General features: G+C 42.9%; 18 protein-coding genes. 8 read left to right on the top strand and 10 right to left on the bottom strand.

The genetic code is table 11. The features are described 5' to 3' along the window. Positions 1–135: 135 nt before the first annotated feature. Positions 136–4,083, bottom strand: a complete 3,948-nt coding sequence (locus tag C900_RS16950; RefSeq protein ID WP_040496968.1) for a T9SS type A sorting domain-containing protein — start codon at positions 4,081–4,083, stop codon at positions 136–138. Positions 4,084–4,393: 310 nt separating this feature from the next. On the opposite strand from C900_RS16950, the gene C900_RS16940 reads away from it, so the two are divergent. Continuing rightward, the gene (locus C900_RS16940; RefSeq protein ID WP_009581314.1) at positions 4,394–6,757 is read left to right on the top strand and encodes an ABC transporter permease; all 2,364 of its coding nucleotides are present in this window, start codon (positions 4,394–4,396) and stop codon (positions 6,755–6,757) included. 177 nt (positions 6,758–6,934) lie between these two features. Here the strand turns inward: C900_RS16940 and C900_RS16935 are convergent, their stop codons facing one another. The 5 genes from C900_RS16935 to C900_RS16915 form a co-directional block, all read right to left on the bottom strand. Next, entirely contained in the window at positions 6,935–7,513 is a 579-nt protein-coding gene (locus C900_RS16935; protein ID WP_009581313.1) for a sigma-70 family RNA polymerase sigma factor, read from the bottom strand. After that, positions 7,506–8,681 carry an MFS transporter gene (locus tag C900_RS16930; RefSeq protein ID WP_009581312.1) on the bottom strand — a complete coding sequence of 392 codons (1,176 nt, stop codon included), beginning with the start codon at positions 8,679–8,681 and terminating at the stop codon, positions 7,506–7,508. The genes C900_RS16935 and C900_RS16930 overlap by 8 nt, the downstream gene beginning before the upstream one ends. A gap of 591 nt (positions 8,682–9,272) precedes the next feature. Beyond that, complete coding sequence (locus tag C900_RS16925; protein ID WP_009581310.1) at positions 9,273–10,826, bottom strand: NAD(P)-binding domain-containing protein; 1,554 nt, start codon at positions 10,824–10,826, stop codon at positions 9,273–9,275. Between the two features lie 65 nt (positions 10,827–10,891). Next, on the bottom strand, positions 10,892–11,923 hold the full coding sequence (locus C900_RS16920; protein ID WP_009581309.1) for a DUF4405 domain-containing protein: 1,032 nt from the start codon (positions 11,921–11,923) through the stop codon (positions 10,892–10,894). An 8-nt stretch (positions 11,924–11,931) separates the two neighbouring features. Continuing rightward, positions 11,932–12,375 carry a hypothetical protein gene (locus C900_RS16915; RefSeq protein ID WP_009581308.1) on the bottom strand — a complete coding sequence of 148 codons (444 nt, stop codon included), beginning with the start codon at positions 12,373–12,375 and terminating at the stop codon, positions 11,932–11,934. 248 nt (positions 12,376–12,623) lie between these two features. On the opposite strand from C900_RS16915, the gene C900_RS16910 reads away from it, so the two are divergent. From C900_RS16910 to C900_RS28595, 3 genes are all read left to right on the top strand, one after another. Next, positions 12,624–13,208 carry a Crp/Fnr family transcriptional regulator gene (locus C900_RS16910; RefSeq protein WP_009581307.1) on the top strand — a complete coding sequence of 195 codons (585 nt, stop codon included), beginning with the start codon at positions 12,624–12,626 and terminating at the stop codon, positions 13,206–13,208. A 90-nt stretch (positions 13,209–13,298) separates the two neighbouring features. Then, entirely contained in the window at positions 13,299–13,679 is a 381-nt protein-coding gene (locus C900_RS16905) for a hypothetical protein (protein ID WP_040496967.1), read from the top strand. 147 nt (positions 13,680–13,826) lie between these two features. Further along, positions 13,827–14,399, top strand: a complete 573-nt coding sequence (locus tag C900_RS28595) for an NADPH-dependent FMN reductase (RefSeq protein ID WP_009581305.1) — start codon at positions 13,827–13,829, stop codon at positions 14,397–14,399. A gap of 116 nt (positions 14,400–14,515) precedes the next feature. On the opposite strand, the gene C900_RS16895 is transcribed toward C900_RS28595, so the two are convergent. Further along, positions 14,516–14,956 (bottom strand): VOC family protein, encoded by a 441-nt coding sequence (locus tag C900_RS16895; protein ID WP_009581304.1) that lies wholly within the window; start codon positions 14,954–14,956, stop codon positions 14,516–14,518. Between the two features lie 327 nt (positions 14,957–15,283). Here C900_RS16895 and C900_RS28590 point away from each other — a divergent pair, with 327 nt between their 5' ends. From C900_RS28590 to C900_RS16875, 4 genes are all read left to right on the top strand, one after another. Beyond that, positions 15,284–17,008 (top strand): PKD domain-containing protein, encoded by a 1,725-nt coding sequence (locus C900_RS28590; protein ID WP_083867512.1) that lies wholly within the window; start codon positions 15,284–15,286, stop codon positions 17,006–17,008. A gap of 440 nt (positions 17,009–17,448) precedes the next feature. Next, on the top strand, positions 17,449–19,488 hold the full coding sequence (locus C900_RS16885; RefSeq protein WP_009581301.1) for a glycoside hydrolase family 97 protein: 2,040 nt from the start codon (positions 17,449–17,451) through the stop codon (positions 19,486–19,488). 160 nt (positions 19,489–19,648) lie between these two features. Continuing rightward, on the top strand, positions 19,649–19,879 hold the full coding sequence (locus tag C900_RS16880) for a hypothetical protein (RefSeq protein WP_157494062.1): 231 nt from the start codon (positions 19,649–19,651) through the stop codon (positions 19,877–19,879). After that, positions 19,876–20,334, top strand: coding sequence for a DinB family protein (locus tag C900_RS16875; protein ID WP_009581299.1), 459 nt, complete (start codon positions 19,876–19,878; stop codon positions 20,332–20,334). The genes C900_RS16880 and C900_RS16875 overlap by 4 nt, the downstream gene beginning before the upstream one ends. 280 nt (positions 20,335–20,614) lie before the next feature. On the opposite strand, the gene C900_RS16870 is transcribed toward C900_RS16875, so the two are convergent. The 3 genes from C900_RS16870 to C900_RS16860 all read right to left on the bottom strand — a co-directional run bounded on the left by C900_RS16870 (position 20,615) and on the right by C900_RS16860 (position 22,308). Continuing rightward, the gene (locus C900_RS16870; RefSeq protein ID WP_040496965.1) at positions 20,615–20,923 is read right to left on the bottom strand and encodes an STAS-like domain-containing protein; all 309 of its coding nucleotides are present in this window, start codon (positions 20,921–20,923) and stop codon (positions 20,615–20,617) included. 43 nt (positions 20,924–20,966) lie between these two features. Beyond that, the gene (locus C900_RS16865; protein ID WP_185113978.1) at positions 20,967–21,701 is read right to left on the bottom strand and encodes an ATP-binding protein; all 735 of its coding nucleotides are present in this window, start codon (positions 21,699–21,701) and stop codon (positions 20,967–20,969) included. Between the two features lie 319 nt (positions 21,702–22,020). Continuing rightward, positions 22,021–22,308 carry a hypothetical protein gene (locus tag C900_RS16860; RefSeq protein WP_009581296.1) on the bottom strand — a complete coding sequence of 96 codons (288 nt, stop codon included), beginning with the start codon at positions 22,306–22,308 and terminating at the stop codon, positions 22,021–22,023. Positions 22,309–22,590: the final 282 nt, after the last annotated feature.

Below are 22,590 nucleotides of genomic sequence, written 5' to 3'. Positions count from 1 at the left end.
TATAAACGCGTGATGCACAACCAACTGTGCTAAAACCTGGAGAACTATTTATTTATATTTATAGCTTTACTGTAAAAGAAAATAGAGCCATATCTATACTCAACATGGCTCTCTCTCTAGGTTTTCTTTTTCCTTCTAATGCATCGCTATTCTAAAACTTTTAGCTGAGCCATCCCTTAAGAATACCTTAACCCAATAAATACCACTTTCAAAGGATGAGACATCTATCTTCATGTCCGATGAAATTCTACTAGCGGGCAATTCTGCCACTTTCTGACCAGTTAGGTTTCTTATTTGCAACAGCTCAGCATTTACAAGGATCTCTCCCCTGAAGTAAATAAAATCACTAGCAGGGTTTGGATAAGCGTATAAGGCCTGAGTTAAATTCTCTGGTACACCGGTCACAATATTCACCGGGATCTCAAAAGCTTGCTCTACAGATGCTTCACCGGTATCTGTACTTCTAACTCTTACATTGAGAAAATCATCAGAAAGGTACTTCGACAGCACTTCTTTTAAATGCAGGTTGGCGCCATCTATGACAAACATGTCGTTGTGATCATCTCCGGCCCCAGTCACCAAGACATACGTATGTGAATCATCAGCATCGTCATCAGCAGTAGTGAATGTTCCGATCACTACATCAGTACCGGTTTGCTCTGTAAGTTCAATAGATGTAAAACTGATACTCACAGGATCATCATTTACGTTATTGAGTTGGAGCGTAAATATTTCTTCAACCGAACCTCCGTTTCCGTCATTCGCCCGGATTCTTACAGACAGACTTCCACTGATAGGATCATCAAAAACTGCACCTAAAACAAGCTGATTTCCATCAATATTAAAGCTTCCGTTGTCGTCATCTCCGTCACCGACTACCAGGGTAAAAGTATGTGTATCAGCGACATCATCATCCGAAACCGATAACGTACCTACAACAGTGTTGACAGGCTCTCCTTCAGTAACCGAAGCAGAAGATAATGTAAGATCTGTTGGTGCATCATTTACGTTGTTGAGTTGGAGCGTAAATATTTCTTCAACCGAACCTCCGTTTCCGTCATTCGCCCGGATTCTTACAGACAGGCTTCCACTAATAGGATCATCAAAAACTGCACCTAAAACAAGCTGATTTCCATCAATATTAAAGCTTCCGTTGTCGTCATCTCCGTCACCGACTACCAGGGTAAAGGTATGTGTATCAGCAACATCAACATCCGAAACCGATAGCGTACCTACAACAGTGTTGACAGGCTCTCCTTCAGTAACCGAAGCAGAAGATAATGTAAGATCTGTTGGAGCATCATTTACACTGATAATATCTATGCTAAAAGCTTCATCACGTGTTATACTTCCGTTGTCTATTGTTACTGTGATAGTAGCCACACCATGCTGATCCGGCTGTGGGATAATTGCAAGAGTAGCAGTTGATTCAGGATTGGTATAATCGATATTAACAGAGGCAATAAGGCTTTCATCGTAACTTGCTGTTAACACTAATATCCCGGAATTAAAAGCTCCCCCTGAAATATTGCCGACAGCCACATCCAGAGAGGTGTCCTCATCCGTTATTTGATCTTCAATGGGATCAATTGTTGGAATAGATCCTATTTGTATCAGACCTAATCCAGCAATTTCATTAGTGAATGAACCATGCTCACTATCTGCCTCCGCTGTGGTAACCAAATAATACTGCCTACCGGCTATAAGTTCATGCTCAATTTTACCAAGGATCGATTCATCGCCACCAGAGGATGCCAAAACATTCTTTAATGGATTATTAGGATCAAAGCTTGTCTTATAAAGCGCCAGGAAGTTATCAAAATTTGCTGTTTTTGTTTTAAGGCTATATACGGCATCTTGCTTCACCACAAAAGGCTGAACATGATATCCGCTGATGATACTGGTCAGCGAACCCGGTGGAACCCCTTCTTCCGGGCGGTCCCAGGTTAGATCACCCGATGTAGCAGATTTGTAGGTTTCTGCATTTCTGACAGTAACCTCAATTTGGTGGAAATTAGTATCAAAGCCATTATCCTGTACACCACCATCATCAGAAACTTCTATGGTAATTGTTGCTGTTCCAAACTGATCAGCGATAGGAGTAAAACTGATAGTACCGATTGCTTCCGGGCTTGAATAAGTTACCACCGGGTCTGTGATTAATCCAGAATTATCAGAGGTAGCAGCTATTGAGATAGTTTGTGTACCACCGTTGTTATCTGTAATAGCAGAAAGATTAATAGTTTGTTCACCGGAATTCTCATTTATTACTATAGAGGAAACGGCATCCAAAGTAGGTGCCAGGTTTCCTCCACTAACATCAATAGCGAAGGTTGTGGTATACTCGTTGATCCCACCGAAGGTAGTGGCACCATCATCTGTTACGGTTACAGTTATGATAGCCGTTCCAAATTCAGAAGCTACTGGGTTGATAGTTAAACTCCCAGTGTTGCCAGGACTGGTATAGTTAACAGTGGGGTCAGGAATGAGAGCAACGTTGTCAGAAGTAGCCGTTATTGTAATGTTTTGGGTTTCGTTACTTCCGGCTGTTATTCCGGTAAGATCAATATCAAACGGAGCAGCATCCATGAGCACAATAACATCATCAATATCATCGATTGTTGGTGCGAAGTTGTTACTTACATTAACACTAAATACCATCGTAGTTTCATTAGCTCCACCAAAAGCTGTACCTCCGTCATCAGATATTGTTACGGTGATATCTGCAACGCCTACTTGATCCGGAGCAGGTGTGAAGGACAACGTTGCTGAATTATCAGGGCTTGTGTATGTCACAGAAACATCGGAGATGAGCTGAGTATTGCTTGAAGAAGCCTCGACAGTAATTGTCTGATCATTTTCATCTCCGGAAGTGATACCTGATAAACCAACATCGGTTGCTCCTGTGTTCATGGCCAAATACTCGTCATCTACGGGATCAACTGTAGGCGCGGTATTAGGTGATACCGTCACAGAAAACGTTCTGAAAAATGTGTTCACGGCGGTTCCGGATGACATCCCATCATCGGTCACGGTCACGGTGATAAGGGCTGTACCCACTGCATCAGCAACAGGAGAAAGTGTAAGTGTCCCCGTAGCATCCGGAGATGTATAGGTCACCACTGGATCAGGTATCAAACCTGGCTTGTTTGAACTGGCAGTAACTGTAAGAGTTTGTGCCTCAGATGTATTTAAACCGGCAGTTATCCCGGTAAGATCGATGTCAACCGGATCAAAATTTAATGGCAAAGACTGAGAACCTATGGGATTAAGTGTAGGTGGAAAATTGGCTTGCACCTGAATGGTAAAATGCATTTGGTAAGTATCAACACCTCCGTTGTCTGTACCTCCGTCATCCATTACTGTAACAGTAATAACAGCCTCTCCCGTTACACCTGCCGCGGGAGTAATAGTCAATGTACCGAGTGAGCCAGGTGAAGCGTATGCTACTACAGGATTAGGTATAAGGCCAGCGTTATCGGAAGTAGCTGTTAATGTAATCTCCTGTGCTTCTCCTATTCCTGCCGAGATACCGGTTAAATCAACATCAAACGCACTGGCGTTTTGACCAATATAAACCGCATTCTGCTGATCAATGACTGGACTTGAGTTTCTGAAAGGGCTAAAATCGGTTATGGTCAACTCTCCAGCACCTAAAGCGCCATCTTCTGTATGTACCCTAAAGCCAAAAACGTCACCTTCAGCCACTGTTACGACCATTTCTCCTGATTGGCTGGGAGGCCCGCCCGTATCTACCAAAGGAGTAAATGTTCCGTTTAAAAGATAACCTGCCGGATCGTAAGAGGCTCCATCCACATCAGTACTGAAATAAGACCATCTGAATTTGACCTCCCCTGATCCCACAACAGAAATAGTATAGTCAGTATCACCTTCTACTTCATCGTTTCCTCCAACAAGACGAACTTCATCCGGAGAGCCAGACAGGTCAAGAAATGCATCGGAATTATCCGAGACAAACGACCAGTTACCCGGTGCAAAATCGCCCTGAAACTGCGCTAGCAAATTCAGGAGCGGGAAGAATAGGCATATCAATGTTACAACTAAAGTAAACGTTCTCTTCATAATTGAATTAATTAAATAATACTTACAGTGTTTAAATCTGGGATAGAATTGAATAACGGACGGTAAAATGAACCAGGAAGTTGCCTTAATTAGATTTAGGAAAACCAAATCTACAAAAAACTCATAATAATGATCACATTTTATAATATATATTACACGATTTGTGTTATTCCTTGCAACCTTTTATTTGCTAATATCAATATGAAAGCCCCGGATTTATGCAACCTATTGATAAAAGCCTGGTCTTTTGGCATGAATTACCTGTTACCTTTTGAAAAAACCGGAGTATTCTCTGTAAACACCTATAGCCATGCTGAAAAACTACTTCCTTGTTACTTTTAGAAATTTGTATAAAAACAGCGCTTATTCAATAATCAACATAGCCGGTCTGGCCATTGGCATCACCTGCAGCATTTTGATCTTACTTTGGGTAGATCATGAAACTTCGTATGATAAGTTTCTGCCTAAAAATGACAGGCTTTACCAGGTATGGGTTAATGCGGCATTCGATGGTAAGATCAACTCCTGGCGGTCGGTGCCTCTGCCCACCTATGAGGCTATGAAAACCAGTGATGCTAACATTGTAAATTCCGTAGTAACAGGATGGGGAAGCACGCACTTGCTCAGGTATGAGGATACCAGAATGAACAAGCAGGGTTACTTTGCCAGTAAAGAATTTTTAGAGATGTTCCAATACCCGCTGACCCGGGGGTCTGCTGAAACTGTGCTGGATGATCCCTATTCAATAGTACTGACGGAGTCGGCTGCCAAAGCGCTTTTCGGAGATGAAGATCCGATAGACAAGATGGTGCGTGTCGATGATCAGTATGACCTGAAAGTAACTGGTATTTTGAAAGATATTCCTACCAACTCTTCATTTCAGTTTGAATACCTCATTCCATGGGAATTCAGAGCGCTCATTCAAGAATGGGTAGTGAGAAATCAGGACAACTGGGGCAATTATTCCTTCCAGATCTTTATTGAACTCAACGATAAAAAAAATGAAAAAGCGGTATCCGAGACCATTAGACACATGCTTACGGAAAAAGGGCAGGATGATATTGAAAGGGAGTTCTTTTTACATCCGCTGCTTGACTGGAGGCTAAAATCGAACTTTGAGAATGGTGTACAATCCGGAGGTATGAGCGATTATGTACGACTGTTTACCGTAATAGCTATTTTCATCTTATTCATTGCCTGCATTAATTTCATGAATCTTGCCACTGCACGCTCTGAACGCAGGGCTAAGGAAGTAGGGATCCGTAAGAGTGTGGGCTCTAACCGGTGGGAGCTCATTATGCAATTTTTGGGTGAGTCTGTTTTTATTACATTCATTTCTTTTGTTATCGCCATACTCATAGCCTATCTCGTACTGCCCGCCTACAACCAGTTGGTGGAAAAACAACTTTATATTGATTTTGCATCTGGTAAATTCTGGCTTGCAGCGTTGAGTTTCATCCTTTTTACCGGCATCATTGCAGGAAGTTACCCGGCCTTTTATCTCTCCGGATTTCAGCCGGCCCGGGTGCTGAAAGGACAACTAAAAGTTGGTAAGAGCGCCAGTACACCAAGAAAAGTACTGGTGACACTACAGTTTGGTGTAGCCATTTTGCTCATAATCGGCACCCTGGTGATTTATAAGCAGATACAACTCGTACAGAACAGGGAACTGGGCTACAGCAAAGAAAACCTCATTACTGTATTGCTCAACGATGAACTAAGTAAAAATTATTCGACACTAAAAACAGAATTGGAAGCGTCCGGGGATGTCGAATCCGTAACAAAATCAAACAGCGCCATTACTTCTATCAATTCCAACAACTTCTTAGGGTGGCCTGGCAAGCCTGAGGACCTGCGGGTAATATTTACCACCATTGTGGCTGACTATGACTATTCAAAAACGATGGGAATAAAAATCTTGGAGGGTCGTGATTTCTCAAAAGATTTTGGAAGTGATACCTCGGCAATAATCATCAACAAAGCAGCCCTGGAGCTGATGGGCCTGGAGGATCCTATCGGCACCCAGCTTGATCTTTGGGGGGATAAGCGGCCATTGATTGGCGTTGTAGACGATGTGCTGATGGGATCACTTTACGATCCTGTAAAACCCATGTTCATCATTCTTGATGACTGGGGAGGTACAATCACCCTACGCCTAAAGAAAACCAACGATTTAAATGCGTCTCTGGCCCAGGTGCAAAGCATTTTTGAAAAACATGATCCGGCACACCCTTTTGAATACACCTTTGTGGATGATGATTTTAAAAAGAAGTTCACCACGATAAACCTAACCAGTAATCTTGCCTCTATTTTTGCCACTTTAGCCATCATTATCACTGGTTTGGGACTTTTCGGATTAGCCAGTTTTACTGCCGAGCAAAAGACCAAAGAAATCGGCATCAGGAAGGTGTTGGGAGCTTCCATACAGAGCCTGGTGGCGCTAATTTCAGGCGAATTCTCTCGATTGGTTATTATTTCATTTGTTATCTCCGCTCCTCTGGCCTGGTGGCTGCTTAACCAATATTTGGAACGCTATCCCATCAGGACCGGCATTGCATGGTGGATATTTCCGCTCACCGGGCTCATCGCTTTAACTTTTGCGCTTCTGATTGTGGCTTACCAGGCCTGGAATGCTGCCCGGGCTAATCCTGTGAAAGCTTTGAGAAGCGAATAACATAAAATGCCACACGGTAAAAAAGCGCTCCTGGCTGGATAAAATGCTCCGGTTGTTCAAACGAAACCGAGGCCTAGCTATTCATCCATCCAGGGGCTCCGGAATATCACACCTGTATCATGGACAATAACCCGATCAGGGATGTTCCTGCTAATATTGTGAATCGCTTTATCGCGATCAATCACATCCGCCTTCTATGCTATTGTTACCACAGACCTGTACACCCGCCTTTGGCACACACCCTGCAAAACGCCCTGAAGCATCCTGCTCAACCATGCAGGTATCAAAGATCATTTTCCTTATTTTCTCGCGTCCTCTCTGCACTTTGGAGCGCAAGGTAACGTAGTTAAGCCCGAGTGATTCGGATATTTCTTTTTGACTTTTTCCCTCTATTTCAGAAAGTCTGATAATGGTTCTGTAATCATCCGGAAGCTGGTCAATGAAATCATGAAGGCAAGGTTCAAGTTCTTCGTATACATTGGTTTCATCACTATCTGCTACAAATCGAGCAGGGAGTGGTTCCGCATCCGGCAGAAGCTTTCTGCCACGATAGAAATCGATAACCTGGTTTTTCGCAATTGTAAATAACCAGCTTTTTAAGCTTTGGGCATTCTTCAACTGATTTGATTTACCCACTAGTTTCAAGATCACCTCCTGATAAATATCCTGTGCGTCATCAGGCGATGATACTTTGCTCCGAATGAAATTAAACAGATGACCACCAAACCTGCTTTGTATATGATCAATATTATTCATGACGATAATTAAATTTACGTATTTTAAACCAAATAGATATAAGTATCAGAAACAGGGAAATAAATATACCTGACGGGGCAGCAATACTTAGCAAGCCAAGTCCGGTTAATGAGCCTGTAGCAGACCCCATGTCTCTGGAAGTATTGATCCGCGTCAGGGCATCAAAACTTTTATATTCAGGACCAAAATCTATAGCTACGATAGGAACAAGTGTCAGGTTGATAGCTGATCCGACAAAACACAAAAAGATACCACCTCCACTACTACCCAATCCGATCAGAGCTGTCCCTGATGCTATCATCAGGCAGGAAGCCTGAAAGATCGTTAGAAAGCCAAACCTGTCGCTTAGCCAGCCCGATACAGGTGAAATTATAACATTTAGCAACCTTCGCAGCGATATGTAAATGGATGAAACCAGAAGCAGTCGATCGGCATCTCTATTATCTATATTGAGAATATGGCTCATCCCCACGATTAGAAAGCCTTCAACAACGAAAGATGTTCCAAACACCCATACATCGATCCATGCCGGCTTTTGAAATGAAAAAGGCTTAATTTTTTGCTTTTGGTGCTGTACAACGGGTATCAGGTAAAAAACAGGGAATAGTAAGACAAGTAGTGCTCCCCAGGTAGCAAAGGTGAACCCAGCGCCCAGTGACGTGAGCATAACCGGCCCGATCCAATAAGCCAACATAGGCCCTGCATCCTGTATACTTCTTGCTATTCCCAAAGCACTTCCTTTATTTTTATTTTTACCTGCATATTGGATGGTAGCAAAGCGCATAGCAGAATAAGCAGCACCCCACATCAGCCTGCCGGCTATCCATATCCACACTGCATGGCCCAGCGCATATATAAAGGTGGAAATGGTTGAAAAAACAACTCCCAGAAGTAAAACATTTTTTACTCCCCAACGACTGCATAGCCAGGCTATCCACCGGTTGGTAAAAAAGCGCGAGAACTTGTTGATGGAAAGCAGCAATCCAATGCTAAAAAGGGAAAGTCCGAGTGCTTCGCCTTTCACCGGCAGGTACGCGTAAAGCAGTGCATCTCCCATGCCCCCTATAGCCATCAGTAGTGACGACCACATGGAGGGGCTCAGGGAAATATTCCCTTCAACGTCATCCTCCCGGCCAGCTTGGATCAACTGATCTTTACCCCACAGCATAATATTTTGACGACTGTACAACACCGCCAACTAAGACGACCATACCATTCAATTGATGCGAAAACTTAAAAAAAATGGAAGAGCCCCGAATACAGACTGCCTGTACCTGCCCTTCCATAATTAATGTCTTTAAGAGAAATTACAACTTATCGTTATCGGTAACGAAGTGCGGCAATCCCCCTCTTCCTTGGCGTACATTAAGAGGGATTGCTTCGATTCCTCCCCGTAGCAAGCCCCATAGCCGTTAACTTAAGAAAAAACGAGCACCCAGAGGGGGCAAATCTTTGTAGCCCTGGGTGAAGCCCCGGGGTTAACCAGAAGTTGAATGTGCCATAGGAAAGCCGGCCAAAAAAATACTAGCTTCCTTGGCACACACAGCAGGTAATGAGCTCAAAGCATTTATCACGCAAGCATGATCACCAAAACAGCCTTCACCTCTCCCAAAGCTTGAATATAGTGCATTAAATATTAATCCTTTCCCGAGGCTTCACCCAGGCTACAAAGATTCCATCACTCCGCGATGCTTAGCTTGACGGCTATGGTGGCAGGCGCGATGACGGCCAGAGTTTTCTTATAGACACTATTCCACGCTTAGCAACAGGAAGCCACTTTAGCTTCCCGTTCTTTTTCAGGAACCGAATTACAGCCACAACCCGCTTCTCCTTCTGCCTTTTTCTCTTCATCTAGTTTGCAACAAGCCTCCTCGTTATCAGTTGGCGCACCACCACAGCAGCCCTCTGCAGCAGAAGTTTCTAATACATTTTTTTCTATCTTTTCCATTGCTTTCATATTTAAGTTGTCATTTTTTGATGGGGAACAACAAGCTCCCGCATTATTATTCTCTTCTTCGTTTGCAACAACTGCCGGTCCACAGCATGCCACGCCTGTAGCAGCGTCAGTGCTACATACTCCTGTTTCAGGCAGTTCGAGTTCTACTCTTTTGGCTGCCTCCGCATCGCCATCCAGCCAGGCAGCAATACTCCTCACCTGCTCATAACCAGTAGCCATCAGGAAAGTAGGCGCTCTTCCGTAGCTCTTCGCACCAACAACATAAAAATTTGACTCAGGTTGCCTAAGCTCCAACTCTCCGTGTGGCCTTACGGTACCACAACTATGAATGTTAGGATCGATCAGTTCTGCCAGTTCAGGAACACTTTCCAAAGCAACATCTACCTGCACCCTAACCTCTCGTAGCATAGAAAGGTCAGGCCTGGCACCCGTATTAGCTATAATTTCGTCCACACCGAAGATTTGCAGCAACTTATCATCAGTATACCCTTCAATGCTCAACCTCTCGCTTTTTGCAGAGATCTTTTGGATGAGGAAGGGAGTATATATTTCCAGGTGTCCGCTGTTGACCAGTTTTTCGATCCTGATCCCCAAAGCGCCACGGGCTTCCAGTGCATCGTCTTCTTTCCCGCCATATACAGCAGAAAGATTTTCCGCCCGCAATATCCAGGTCATCCTGGTCTCAGGATATTCTTCTCTTAAAGTCGCCAAATCAAGCAATGTATTGATAGCAGAATGACCACTGCCGACAACCGCCACATGTTTATTTGCATATCGCTTTTTGTCTTTTCCCAGAATGTCAGGAATTCTATAACGTATACGATCTGCATGTTCCAACTCCCCCTCTGCAAAGACGCCACCCGCACCAAGTGGGTTTGGATTCTTCCAGGTTCCTGATGCATCAATAACAGCGGATGCTTCATATGTGTAGCGCTTCTCTTTTTCATTCACCTGAATAATGAATGGCTGGTTTTCACGGCCTGATGTACGCATTTTATCAATTCGCTTCCTTGTAATCGCTACCACTTTGGACGATAAGCGAAGAAAAGGCTTTATTTGAGGGTGAAAACTTAGCGGAAGAAGGTAATCTTCAACTATCTCTCGTCCTGTCGGGAGTTTATCTTCATCCGGCTTTTGCCAGTTCATCTCTTGCAGCAGCTTCTCAGCAGCTTTATTAATATTGTACTTCCAGGGAGAAAATACGCGTACATGCCCCCAGTCCAGCAGGTTGGCGCCCACCGATCCACCGGATTCAAATATTATGAATGGTATATTCCTCTCTTTTAGATGAGCAGCCGCTGCCATTCCAACCGGACCTGCCCCGATAATCGCTACCGGATAGTCTCTTACTGTCATAATTGTTTTATTATTTGATTTTCGTCCTTAAGACGGGAAGGAAAGGCTATTGATGCAACAAAATATTAAAAATTAACACCCACGACCACTCGCTCCGCTATTTTAGCCGCTGTGGTAATTTTTGTCAGGTCATGATATAATGTACCGTTTTTTCCCGAATGATGACCGTGCCCCAGCAGTTCCATCAGATAATACCGTGAGCGATCATCGCGGTACACACGGGCGCTATAGATCAATGAAGGCTGTCCGAGCAGGCCGGTACCTCCATGATATTCGCTGTCTTCAAGGTAATCGTATTCGGAAAAGAATTCATTCTGATCAAAAGCCACATTAATTTCCATTTTAACTACAAATACACTGAGCTGGTTTAGCGCCTCATAACCTGCCGACTTAAATAGGAAACTACCTGTAGGAGTGGCCCCTGTTATTCCATCAACAAGCGGGGCTCCCCGATGTGGAGCATAACTGCCATCAATGGCTTTGACCCCTCGTTGATGAGACCAGTGTGGCAGCGCATTTACACGCCTGATATCTCGCTGCTCGACCTGTTTAACGCCATCGTATTCCCTGAAATTATCGGGTGATCGTCCACTATAAAACAACCCCCTGGCTGTAGAGTTGGTCACCATTAAGGTAGTTATATAATTGCCAAGGGTGTCCTCAATCCAGAATGCCATCTGCGGGTTCCAAAAGTGCTCCCCTTTTACAAAGTCTATGGTAATAAAGGCGGCCTCTCCTTCAGAAAAATCATATAATTGATAGTTGTGACCCTCAACCTGGCGACTGGTTCTGGCTTTAACTGAACTACGCCAGTCCATCAAAGACCTAAACGGTTCCAGGTCCCGGTAAGCCATTAATAGCACTAAGGCCCCTGCAACAATTACGAACAACGCTTTTGGACGCTTAAAATAGGATAGGAGGCTTTTACAATTATTGTACACATGAGGCAAAACCGCCAACACGAAAAGGAGTCCGAATATGGAATGAACCGCATCTACTGTACGGTGATATGGCAAAAAAAACAAAATCAGGCCTGATACAGACAGTACAAAAAAGGTGACTGCCAGTACCAGGCTTGTCCACAGGCGTATCTTCATAACCTATCTCATATCTTTGAGACCTGTTCAGTAAGCAGGCTCACCTCTATCTTCACATTTTTCAACACTTGCTGCTTTGAAGAGGCGGGGTCCGGCCTGAAATGCCGAAGTTCATGCATAAGTATGCTTTCCGGAAGCCTTTCTACAAGTTCGGCGCGTACAACAGCCGCTGCCTGTGCAATAAACAGTACACTTTCATCATCAGAACTGCCTGCAGGCACTTCAAATGAAGTTATTTCAGTACTAAAAAAAATAGAAGAGTTTTTCATTGACATTATTACTGTCTCTAATTCCGACCGGAGCTCGGTGATCACTTTGGCCTCTGCAACCTTTGTATTATCCGGGCCGCATGACTTCGGCTCACATCCGGTCTTTAACTGTGCAAAGCCCTGACTGATTGTTAATGTCATCAAAAGGGTAAAATACGCAAATTTGAAAGCTTTATTATTCATCTTATCTATTGTTTTAGACAATGAGACGATCGGAGAAGCCGATTGATGCAAAAGATCGAAAAAAATTCCCGCCAATCATGTCTCTACTAACTGCAATGGAGCAATTTGTGGACCTGATTCCATAATCAGTGGCTTTTTAAGCCGTACTTCGCAATGGCTTCTCCAGACGCAAAAATCATTGCATACATTTTACCTTTCCATCTCATTACTTATCTATGTATTTTTAAAATCGACTGAGATACTGACCAATGGACTTTTCGCTAATAATTGACAACATCAATAAACACATTTCCCTTAACTCCGAAGAGCAGGACTACTTTACTTCTCTGCTGGAAGTACAGCAGGTAAAAAGGAGGGCTTTCCTCGTGCGAAAAGGTGAGATTGCCAGATATACTTACTTCATAACAAAAGGATGTCTTCGCAACTACGAGATCGACCGGGAGGGGACAATACACATTGGGCTTTTTGCTGTTGAAGACTGGTGGATATCAGACCTACAGAGCTTTTTAACACAGACGCCTTCTTTTGGGTTTGTTGATGCCATTGAAGAAACGGAGGTTATGCGTTTGTCAAAATCAAACTATGAAAGCTTGTTTGAAAAGGTACCCCAGTTTGAGCGTTTCTTTCGGATCATCCATCAAAACGCCTTTATCGCTCTGAAAAACCGGCTGATCGACAACTTATCCCTTACAGCAGAAGGGCGGTACCTCAATTTTATCGATAAATATCCTCAGTTCAACCAACGCATCCCACAGAAACAGATCGCAGCTTACCTGGGCATCACCCCTGAATTTTTAAGTATGCTTAGAAGCCGGATGGCCAGGAGATCCTAAAAAGGGGAACCCTCAATATCGGCTTTTCTTAAACTAGTTTATTTTTTTTGGGGGCCAACCCTTGTTGCTTTGAACTAAAAATAAATGACTATGGAAAAAGCAACAAAAATTATCCGGCTCGTACTGGGAGGCATGATCACCGTATTAGGTTTAAATGGTTTCATTCCGTTTATGCCCACACCGTCTGTGAACGAGGAGATGGGGGTGTTTCTCGGAGCTTTGGGAGCCACCGGCTATATGTTCCCCATGATCTCACTTATCAAAATAGTCTCTGGAATTCTTCTTTTGTTGAACAGATGGGTTCCGCTGGCACTGGTAGTATTATTCACCATTTTGGCAAATGCTCTCCTGGCACACCTGTTCCTTGATCCTGCAGGCATTGGTATGGCCATTGTAGCAGTTGCCTTAAATGGATTTTTGATCCTCGGATATAAAGAAAAATACCTGGAATTGGCCGCTAAAAACAAATAAAAAATTAAATCAAAAGTTATGAAATGAGCATAAAGTTTAGTCATCCTAATTATACTAGCCAGGGATGAATAAAGTTTATGCAAATTCCATCCCGAAAGGATAAAGGATCGGGACAGGTAGTGACCATTGAAAATAAACTATATACATATGAAAAAGATATTGGCATTTTCGGGCAGCAACAGCCCTAACTCAATCAATCAGCAATTGGTAGCCTATGCAAGTGGTTTACTAAATGAAACCCCCTCCGTACTGATCAATCTTCGTGATTTCCCCATGGAAGTATTCGGCCTGGAGATTATGGAAACCAGCGGGATACCCAAAAGTGCTGCTAAACTTTACCAATTGATCCGCGAGCATGATGCTTTCATCATTGCGGTAAGCGAAAATAACCACTCTGTGTCAGCAGCATTTAAAAATGCTATGGATTGGATATCCCGTGCGGGCACATCTTACAATGTTTTTGAAAACAAACCCGTACTGCTTCTGGGCACATCACCCGGACAAGGTGGCGCAGCATTTGCCATCAGGCATGCAACGGATATCATCACCTTGCTCAAAGGCAAGATAGTTAATTCCTTACCTGTTCCCGGGTTTCACAAAACTGTAGAACTGCGAGAACAAGGCTTACATTTTAACGATCAGGAATTACACGACCGCCTGCATAACCTTGTTGAAAATTTTGAAAGTCAACTGCAAGAGGAAGCAGGAATCAGCAAGTAAATTGTCCAAAATAGTCGTGAACGGTGCAGAGAACACTAAGTAAATAAGAAGCTTATGTTCTCTGCACTTTTCAATATTTCCTCCAGACTAAAGCAGAATATCTTCAAAGGATTTGATCAGACCTTTTCCCCACAGTTGAACATCCAATGAACCCCAAACTTATCCGTGCAACTGCCAAAATAGTCTCCCCAGAACATTTCCTGCAGCTCCATGGTCACCTGTCCACCTTCCGAGAGTGCTTTGAAGAGCCTGTCAGTCTCTTTGCGCGTATCAGGCTGAAGGTTAATGTGTACATTATTACCTTTATTGAGTTTAAAACCCATACTTTCCGGGGCGTCAGTGCCCATCAGCGAGTGCCCTCCCAAAATAGACAATTCCACATGCATCACCAGGTTTTTATCTCCCTCAGCGCATGGAGGCATGCCATCCGTAGCAGGAACATCTCCCATACGCATAATGCCATCACCGAAAAACTCCCCACCAAAGACGGATCTATAAAAATTGAATGCTTCTTCGGTATTTCGCTCAAAATTCAAATAAGTGCTTACTGTAGCCATAATGATAACTTGATTTTATTTTTAATGATTCTAACAACTCCAAAGATCTATACTTTCACACTATAAAAAGGGGTATGATTACGACCCTTTACTAGGTGAAATGCGTCACCCGCATGGATATCAGAAGACTAAAATCACACCTCATCGGACGAGTTCCTCCTGTTGGCAAGTCTCATTCGATGAATAGAGGAAGCCGGAAATCAGGACAATAAAAATTTTTCTCCGATACTTGAGATTTGATTGTGGAAATTCATTTAACTTTATAAGGAAACTATTATCCCCTCCACTTACAGTCATTAGCATAATCAACAGTATTAACACACGATTATGCGAACAACTATACTCTATTTCATCTGCTTTTTAGCAACATGTGCGTATTCATACGGTTTGACTATGCGCATTGAGAAGACGCCCGCGGGCACGGAATATCTGATATTCACGCCCCCAGGTTATGATGGCACACAAGCCTATCCTTTACTTATCTATTTGCATGGCGCCCAGGATATCGGGCCCACTATCTCCTGTCTGGCTGGCAAAGGACTTCCGGGGGCCATTAAGAGGAACAGTTTCTTCAACAGTATACCTATGATCATCATTGCTCCACATGTCAAACTAGGCACAAAATGTAATAATTCTGCTAATAACAACTATGAGTGGGACCCCAGCTATGTAGATGAGGTGGTAAGGCATGTGATGAAGCCGGCCAACTACAACATTGATCCGGACAGGGTCTTCGGAACCGGCATCAGTCTCGGAGCCAAAGGCATATGGGATTATGCGCTTGCGTTTCCCGGTAAGCTGGCAGGACTGGCGCCATTTAGTGGCAACGCACCCATCGAAAATATCTGTACTCTAAAAGGTGTGGCCGTTTGGGCTTTCCACGGCCAGGCAGATGGCATCATCCCCCCAACAGGTGGCACCACAAGAAAAGGTCAACAGACAGTGGTAGAGGCTATCAACAACTGTATCAAGCCCCCATACTTGCCGGCACACCTCACACTCTTTGAGGCCAAAGGCCATAACGGCTGGGACCAGGTCTACGACCGGACCAGTGGATATGATATCTATGAATGGATGCTTGCGCTCAAAAAAAATAACCCTAACAACTACAAGCCCATGGTCAACCTGGGCAGCGATAAATCATTTTTGATCCCTAAGCACCCTCTCAGGCTACACAGCTTCACGTATGACCCGAACGGTAACATCACCAAATACACGTGGCAAAAAATTTCCGGTCCTGCTGTATCCTTTACAAACGGAAAACCATTCCTGCAGATAAAACCGACCACAGCCGGTACCTACCATTTCCGGCTAACAGTCACGGATGACGAAGGAAATACCAACAGCGATGAAATAAAGATCAATATTTTAAGCAGCACCACTGCCCCTGAAGTGACAGAACTTCGTCTTTATGATGGCAAAAACAAAGCAGATCTGGGCCCGATCACCTTCAATAAAGTAGTCAATCTGAACAACTACAATGCAACGCTGCTCGACATTAAGGCCATCACCAAAAACCTGATACCACAGTCCAGCAGTGTGCGCTTTGAAATCGACCATAATCGCAACTTCAACACTATGAATGATAAGGTGTTGACGGCCACCTACCCTAATTATACCATCGGACAGCAGAATCATAAATTCTTTGTGCCTTTTGTTGACGAATATACCGTTACAGCCACTGCTTACAGTGACAGGTTGTCAACCAAACCGAGCATCTCTTATCAGGTGACGCTCAGCTTTACCAGAGGCACACAAGCGATGGACGAAGCAAAATCGACCAGTGAAAATGTAGAGAAAAGAGACGAAGCTACACTCTATCCTGCCCCGGCTGCCAAAGGTGAAGTCGTATTCCAAAGTGATAAGCTAAAAGGAGGCGAGTCGCTGAAACTGATAGCCCCTACCGGTGTAGTCATTCGGGAATACGAGATTGCCAACCACCAAAAACAAATACCCATCGACACGAGAGGACTTAAAACAGGCATCTATTTCCTCCAGGTCAATTATCACGATAAGATCGTGACGCACAAAGTACTTGTGCAGAATGAGTAGGTATTGGTAGCCACTGTTTAGGCGTCTGACGGTTTGAAACCGTTCAGACGCCTTTTCCATAGTATAATTTCCGCTAAATATGCGGAGATTAGATCGTTTATTCTCCGCATACAATATCAGGATCGTCACCGCGAGGCACGAAGCGGTCCCCTTATCGTGTATACAGCCCTAATGAACACCCCAATTTCACTGCGAACGATAAAAAGAAAAAATTATCTACCAATCACCAGCTTCTTTAATCCCCTGCTTTTCAACAACCATCCCCCCTCTTCCTATAGGGTAGTTTGTCGCTCAAAAAAGTCACTATAATTTGTATCTTTAACCACAGATGCCTGGTTTTTCAATTAACAATAACCCCTTAAAACATGTTAAACAATTTTACCAAACAACTTCCGGCTCGTATGAATGCGCGCTTACACCTATTGTTAATCTCCCTTTTTATGGCTTGTCAAATGCCTGTAGAAACAGAGGCTCCTCTTACCATAGCATCTCCTTCAGGCAACAATACTGTCTCCTTTTTTCTTAGTGCCAAAGGGGAACCTGGTTACACAATAACGCACAATCAGACACTGGTCATTGATACTTCATGGATTGGCTTTGATTTCAAAGATGCCAACCCTTTAAGGTCGGGCCTGGTCGTCAAAAATTCCTCCTCCAAAACAGTGACTGAAACATGGGAAATGCCGTGGGGAGAGCAAAGAAAAGTAAAAAATAACTTCAATGAGTTAACCATAGACCTGGAAGAACAGGAAGGATTGCAACGCCATTTTTCAATGATATTCAGGGTGTATGACGATGGTCTCGGCTTCAGGTATCATTTTCCGAAACAGGAAAATATGAAGGAGGTGATCATTACTGATGAAAATACACAATTTCAGCTTACAGGAGACCATCAGGTATGGTGGATTCCGGGGGATTGGGATATCTATGAACATCTCTACAATGAAACCCGGTTTTCTGAAATAGATGCATTGAGTAAGCGTGACCACCCTAACCTCGCTCAGACCTATATTCCTGAAAACGCGGTAAATACTCCGGTAACTATGAAAACTGCGGAAGGTCTGTACCTGAGCTTTCATGAGGCTAACCTCACTGACTATTCCGGTATGACCCTCAAAGTCGACCCGGACAATCTCTCCATGCGCAGTGAGCTTGTAGGCTCGGAAATAACAGGCTACAAAGTAAAAAGGAATACACCCTTCAGTACCCCATGGCGCACCATCCAAATTGCTGACAAAGCAGGCGATCTGATTGAATCTAAGTTGATCGTCAACCTCAATGAGCCCAATAAAATCGGAGATGTTTCATGGTTTAAGCCTACTAAGTATGTTGGCATCTGGTGGGAAATGCACCTGGGCAAGTCTTCATGGGACAGGGCAAGCGATAAGCATGGAGCTACAACAGAGAATACTAAAAAATTTATTGATTTTGCTGCCGCTAATAACATAGGAGCTGTTCTTGTTGAGGGCTGGAATACAGGCTGGGAGCACTGGATAGGCTTTGAAGACCGTGAAGGCGTGTTTGACTTCGTTACTCCTTACGAAGACTATGACCTGCAGGAAGTGGTGCACTATGGTAAAGAAAAGGGTGTGGAGATCATTATGCATCATGAAACCTCAGCAGCGCCCCGCACTTATGAACAGCAGTTGGACACTGCTTACAAGCTCATGGAAAGCCTGGGCATCCATGCCGTGAAAACAGGTTATGTAGGCAAAATAATACCGAAAGGCGAATACCATCACGGCCAGTGGATGGTCAACCATTATAGAAAAGTATTGGAGAAAGCTGCCGAACATCAAGTGGCTGTTAATGCGCATGAACCCATAAAAGCAACAGGCATCAGACGCACATTGCCCAATGCTATTGCTCGTGAGGGATTGCGAGGACAAGAGTTCAATGCATGGGCCAGTGATGGAGGCAACCCACCATCTCATTTGCCCACGGTAGCCTTTACGAGGATGCTGGCCGGACCAATAGATTATACCCCGGGTATTTTTAACATCAAACTTAAGCCCTGGAAGGAAAATAACCAGGTCAACACTACTCTTGCCCATCAACTGGCCCTGTTTGTGGTAATTTACAGTCCGGTACAAATGGCGGCCGACCTGCCCGAATACTATGAGGGCAATAAGGCTTTCCAGTTTATCCGAGATGTTGGCGTTGATTGGGAAGAATCAAAGGTCCTTAATGGTGAGGTAGGAGATTATGTAACGATCGCCAGAAGAGAAAGAGGCTCTGATAAATGGTTTGTAGGCTCTATCACAGATGAAAATACCAGACAATTGAATATTCCGCTTGACTTCCTCGATAATGGCAAAAACTATAAAGCCACCATTTATGGAGATGAAAGAGATGCGCACTGGGACAAAAACCCAACTGCTTACCGGATCACTGAGCGAACTGTCACCAGCGAAGATTCACTGGACTTACGCCTTGCGCCAGGGGGTGGCGCGGCTATAAGCCTGATTCCTGCTGAATAGTAACATTTCAGGAGCTGTCTTAAACGACCAGTCATCCTGTGGAAACGAGGGAGGGATCTTACTAAACGATAAGACAGGCACTTTCGATCTTAGTAGTATTCTTCCTCCGTCAGAATGACTTTCAGTTTTTGAGACAGCCCCTTTTTATCATGCAGAAAGAGTGAAAAAGTTAATCAACATATTCATCGCTTTTCTTGCCATCATATCAATGGCTTTCGTCTGGCTTTATATCAAAAGAGTTACCCTTCCATATAATTCTGAAGGCATGTATTTTGATCCTGAGGAGAGTGTGGTTTATCATCAGCAAACAGCGGATGTCTTTGGCCTGATTGCTCTGGTCCTTATTATTTTAACCGTAGTATTACTCATTATCAGAAAGAAGTCCAAATGAATCTATACCCATCACTGCAAAACAGGCTGCTCGATCAGCATCATGCGATCAGAGAATTGATTGGCAAAATGGATGAGGTCGTTCTCCGAAAAAAACCAGTTCCGAAAAAATGGTCCGTCTACGAAAATCTTGCACATTTGGTGAGGTATCAGCAAATATTTCTTGAGCGCCTGAACCTGATCCTTACCACCAACACCCCCTCCTTCGACAGGTATAAAGCAGAGGATGATCCTGACTTTGGGAATTTTCTCTCCCACACCATGGAAGAGTTATTGACAAAGCTAGAAAATGACCGGAAAAAGATTATTGCTCAAATCCAGGGGCTAAGCCAGGAAGAGCTTTTGAAAACCGGCACCCATCCCAAATTGGGTGTGATGACTGTTGTCGAATGGACTGAGTTTTTCATTTTACATGAAGCGCATCATTTGTATGTGATTTTTCATTGGAGAAAGTGAGCTAGCTGATATCAATTCCCTTCTCCGCTCGAAATCTTTGATAAAAAGCCCGAGCTTAGTCCTGTCTCGGAAGCTGATTTCTGTTCGTAATATTTTTTTAGCGACGGATCACAAGGATCAACCTTCAGAACTTTCACAATTCTATTAAGCTGGTCTAGTCTTAGTGTATTTAAGGCTCAAAAGCCTCATTTTGAGGAGAACCTATTCTCCGACCAATCTAAAACAAAAATAGCCATAATAGTACGTAGTCATGGCTAGTTATTTTAGTATCATTAACCAGTTAATGGTAGTGACTCACATCTTCCAAGTAGTTCTTTATAACTTCAGCCTGAGACTTCTTATAATTAATAAGTGTCAGGTTTTCTTTAATAAAATCAAGCCCATACAACTCGATTAGCTCTCCAAATGAAGAATTCAAAAATGAAGATGTCATAGCTCCAGACCCTTTCAGGGATAATTGAACACAATTTCCAACTTCAAAATTCTTATCTAAAATGGTTAATAGTTGAAAGCCTGCAGAATTTGACATAGTCCCTTGAGTGATTTCGGACAATTCGACAACTGTTACAGCATTAGCCTTTTTTTTCATTTTTCCTACCTTTCTCCTCTCTTAGGAGGGTATAACTCTTAAACTACAAAAAAAATTCATCATCAACAATCTCTTGCTCCATTTCAGGCAGATAACGACAGTCCAACTCTAAGCTTACTAACGTCCCGGGAAACGAAATGTTTTTAGTTTCATATGTATTTATACCAGTGGGATATTGGATGTAACTAGCATAATTAGATATTATATTTAATCTACCTTTTAAGGCGTTAGCAATCGATTTCAAATTGTCCAAACCAAACCCTTTGTTATTCGGAGTTGATTGAGTTGTAAATCTTTTTCGAAGAGCAATTCTCAGAGCAGATTCATCGGATAACAATACTCCTTTCTCCCTCTTCCACATTTCATTAACTGCGTTTGGTATTCCTATTCCAAAATCACAAACTGAGGTCACAATTTTTTCCTTTTTTTGATAATACTGTGTAAATACATAACCTTGGATGGTGGATCTTGAGTGGTCAAATATATTATTAAAGATTTCTCCCATAGCCGTGTTCATGGGATCCAATGTCAGCCCATCAAAATAATGCGTTTCATAATATCGCTGCGCCTGAAAAGCATAGTTAAACATCATTTCCTTAGATATATGCCACAAGCAAAGCGCGGTATTAATAAAAGTCGGTGTAAATCTATCCCGGTCAAAATTTTCAGTCCAATAGTCGCTAAACCTGACATCCTTCAGATATTGGTTATTGTTATTCCTAAATTCAATAGAAATATTTTGCTTTGCATATTCTTCGATTAAACATGCTATTGACACAAGATGATATGGTTCAAGAAAACCCTTGTTACCTAGGTCGATAATTAACTTATCTATTTTTCTCCGATTTATAACATATGTATATCTATTAGAAATTATTTGCCGCGTCCAAAGGTCAAAGCTATATGGAATTGGTTTAAAGATGTGCATGGAAATATTTAAATCAATTTAAACATCGAAAATAAACATTTTTAAAAGAAATATAAAAATTATAAGACATTTTATCAATTAATCACTTCTTCTGAAACCTCAAGTGTCTGTAGCAATTAAATATTGATTTTAAATATTGTAGCTAGCTGCCTAAAGATGATCGACAATTTCAGAAACCCTCACTGAACTGTAGAATTAAAGAGACTATGCCGTCTAATCCACCACCCACTGCAAAAAATAACCAGCAAAACGTTTTGGCCTGCCCCGGGCTAATTTTCTCATCGCTAATAAGTTTATTATATTTTACTTGATTAATAATCTTTGCCTGCTGCTTCTCTTCCTCTTGAACAACATTTTTGTAATGCAAGTAACCACCTACTAAGGTGGTATGATTACCTGCAGCGGCCAGTCTATGAGTATATTGATTTTCAAGAAAGCCAGGAATAAAACGAAACATTTCTATAACCCTATTTCCTTATAAGGTAATTATCAATAATAAATTAAATACCCAATAAGAATCCGATCACATGATATGACCCCAATGATGACAATCCTAATAAAATAAAAAGTCCTCAGATAATACCTAAAGGCCTATATTTACAGAGGAGGAGGGATTACTCGTACCCACCAGCAGCCGCACAGCCCCTCGTGAATTCCGCTGTGCTACATTTCGAATCCTGGCCTACCCTTTGGTTCTGATTCTCTCACTTTTAAATATATCGTGAGGAAACCAAAAAAA

Origin of the sequence: Fulvivirga imtechensis AK7, from assembly GCF_000331535.1 — a bacterium.
Taxonomy (GTDB): domain Bacteria; phylum Bacteroidota; class Bacteroidia; order Cytophagales; family Cyclobacteriaceae; genus Fulvivirga; species Fulvivirga imtechensis.
This window is presented reverse-complemented; position numbering and strand designations above follow the sequence as displayed.

Excerpts from the sequence above, each read along its gene's own strand:
- C900_RS16915 (WP_009581308.1), bottom strand. The coding sequence starts at position 12,375 with ATGAATAATAAAGCTTTCAAATTTGCGTATTTTACCCTTTTGATGACA.
- C900_RS16940 (WP_009581314.1), top strand. The coding sequence starts at position 4,394 with ATGCTGAAAAACTACTTCCTTGTTACTTTTAGAAATTTGTATAAAAAC.
- C900_RS16885 (WP_009581301.1), top strand. The coding sequence starts at position 17,449 with ATGGCTTGTCAAATGCCTGTAGAAACAGAGGCTCCTCTTACCATAGCA.
- C900_RS16905 (WP_040496967.1), top strand. The coding sequence starts at position 13,299 with ATGGAAAAAGCAACAAAAATTATCCGGCTCGTACTGGGAGGCATGATC.
- C900_RS16895 (WP_009581304.1), bottom strand. The coding sequence starts at position 14,956 with ATGGCTACAGTAAGCACTTATTTGAATTTTGAGCGAAATACCGAAGAA.
- C900_RS16860 (WP_009581296.1), bottom strand. The coding sequence starts at position 22,308 with ATGTTTCGTTTTATTCCTGGCTTTCTTGAAAATCAATATACTCATAGA.
- C900_RS16935 (WP_009581313.1), bottom strand. The coding sequence starts at position 7,513 with ATGAATAATATTGATCATATACAAAGCAGGTTTGGTGGTCATCTGTTT.
- C900_RS16950 (WP_040496968.1), bottom strand. The coding sequence starts at position 4,083 with ATGAAGAGAACGTTTACTTTAGTTGTAACATTGATATGCCTATTCTTC.
- C900_RS16910 (WP_009581307.1), top strand. The coding sequence starts at position 12,624 with ATGGACTTTTCGCTAATAATTGACAACATCAATAAACACATTTCCCTT.
- C900_RS16875 (WP_009581299.1), top strand. The coding sequence starts at position 19,876 with ATGAATCTATACCCATCACTGCAAAACAGGCTGCTCGATCAGCATCAT.
- C900_RS28590 (WP_083867512.1), top strand. The coding sequence starts at position 15,284 with ATGCGAACAACTATACTCTATTTCATCTGCTTTTTAGCAACATGTGCG.
- C900_RS16870 (WP_040496965.1), bottom strand. The coding sequence starts at position 20,923 with ATGAAAAAAAAGGCTAATGCTGTAACAGTTGTCGAATTGTCCGAAATC.
- C900_RS16930 (WP_009581312.1), bottom strand. The coding sequence starts at position 8,681 with ATGCTGTGGGGTAAAGATCAGTTGATCCAAGCTGGCCGGGAGGATGAC.
- C900_RS16925 (WP_009581310.1), bottom strand. The coding sequence starts at position 10,826 with ATGACAGTAAGAGACTATCCGGTAGCGATTATCGGGGCAGGTCCGGTT.
- C900_RS28595 (WP_009581305.1), top strand. The coding sequence starts at position 13,827 with ATGAAAAAGATATTGGCATTTTCGGGCAGCAACAGCCCTAACTCAATC.
- C900_RS16920 (WP_009581309.1), bottom strand. The coding sequence starts at position 11,923 with ATGAAGATACGCCTGTGGACAAGCCTGGTACTGGCAGTCACCTTTTTT.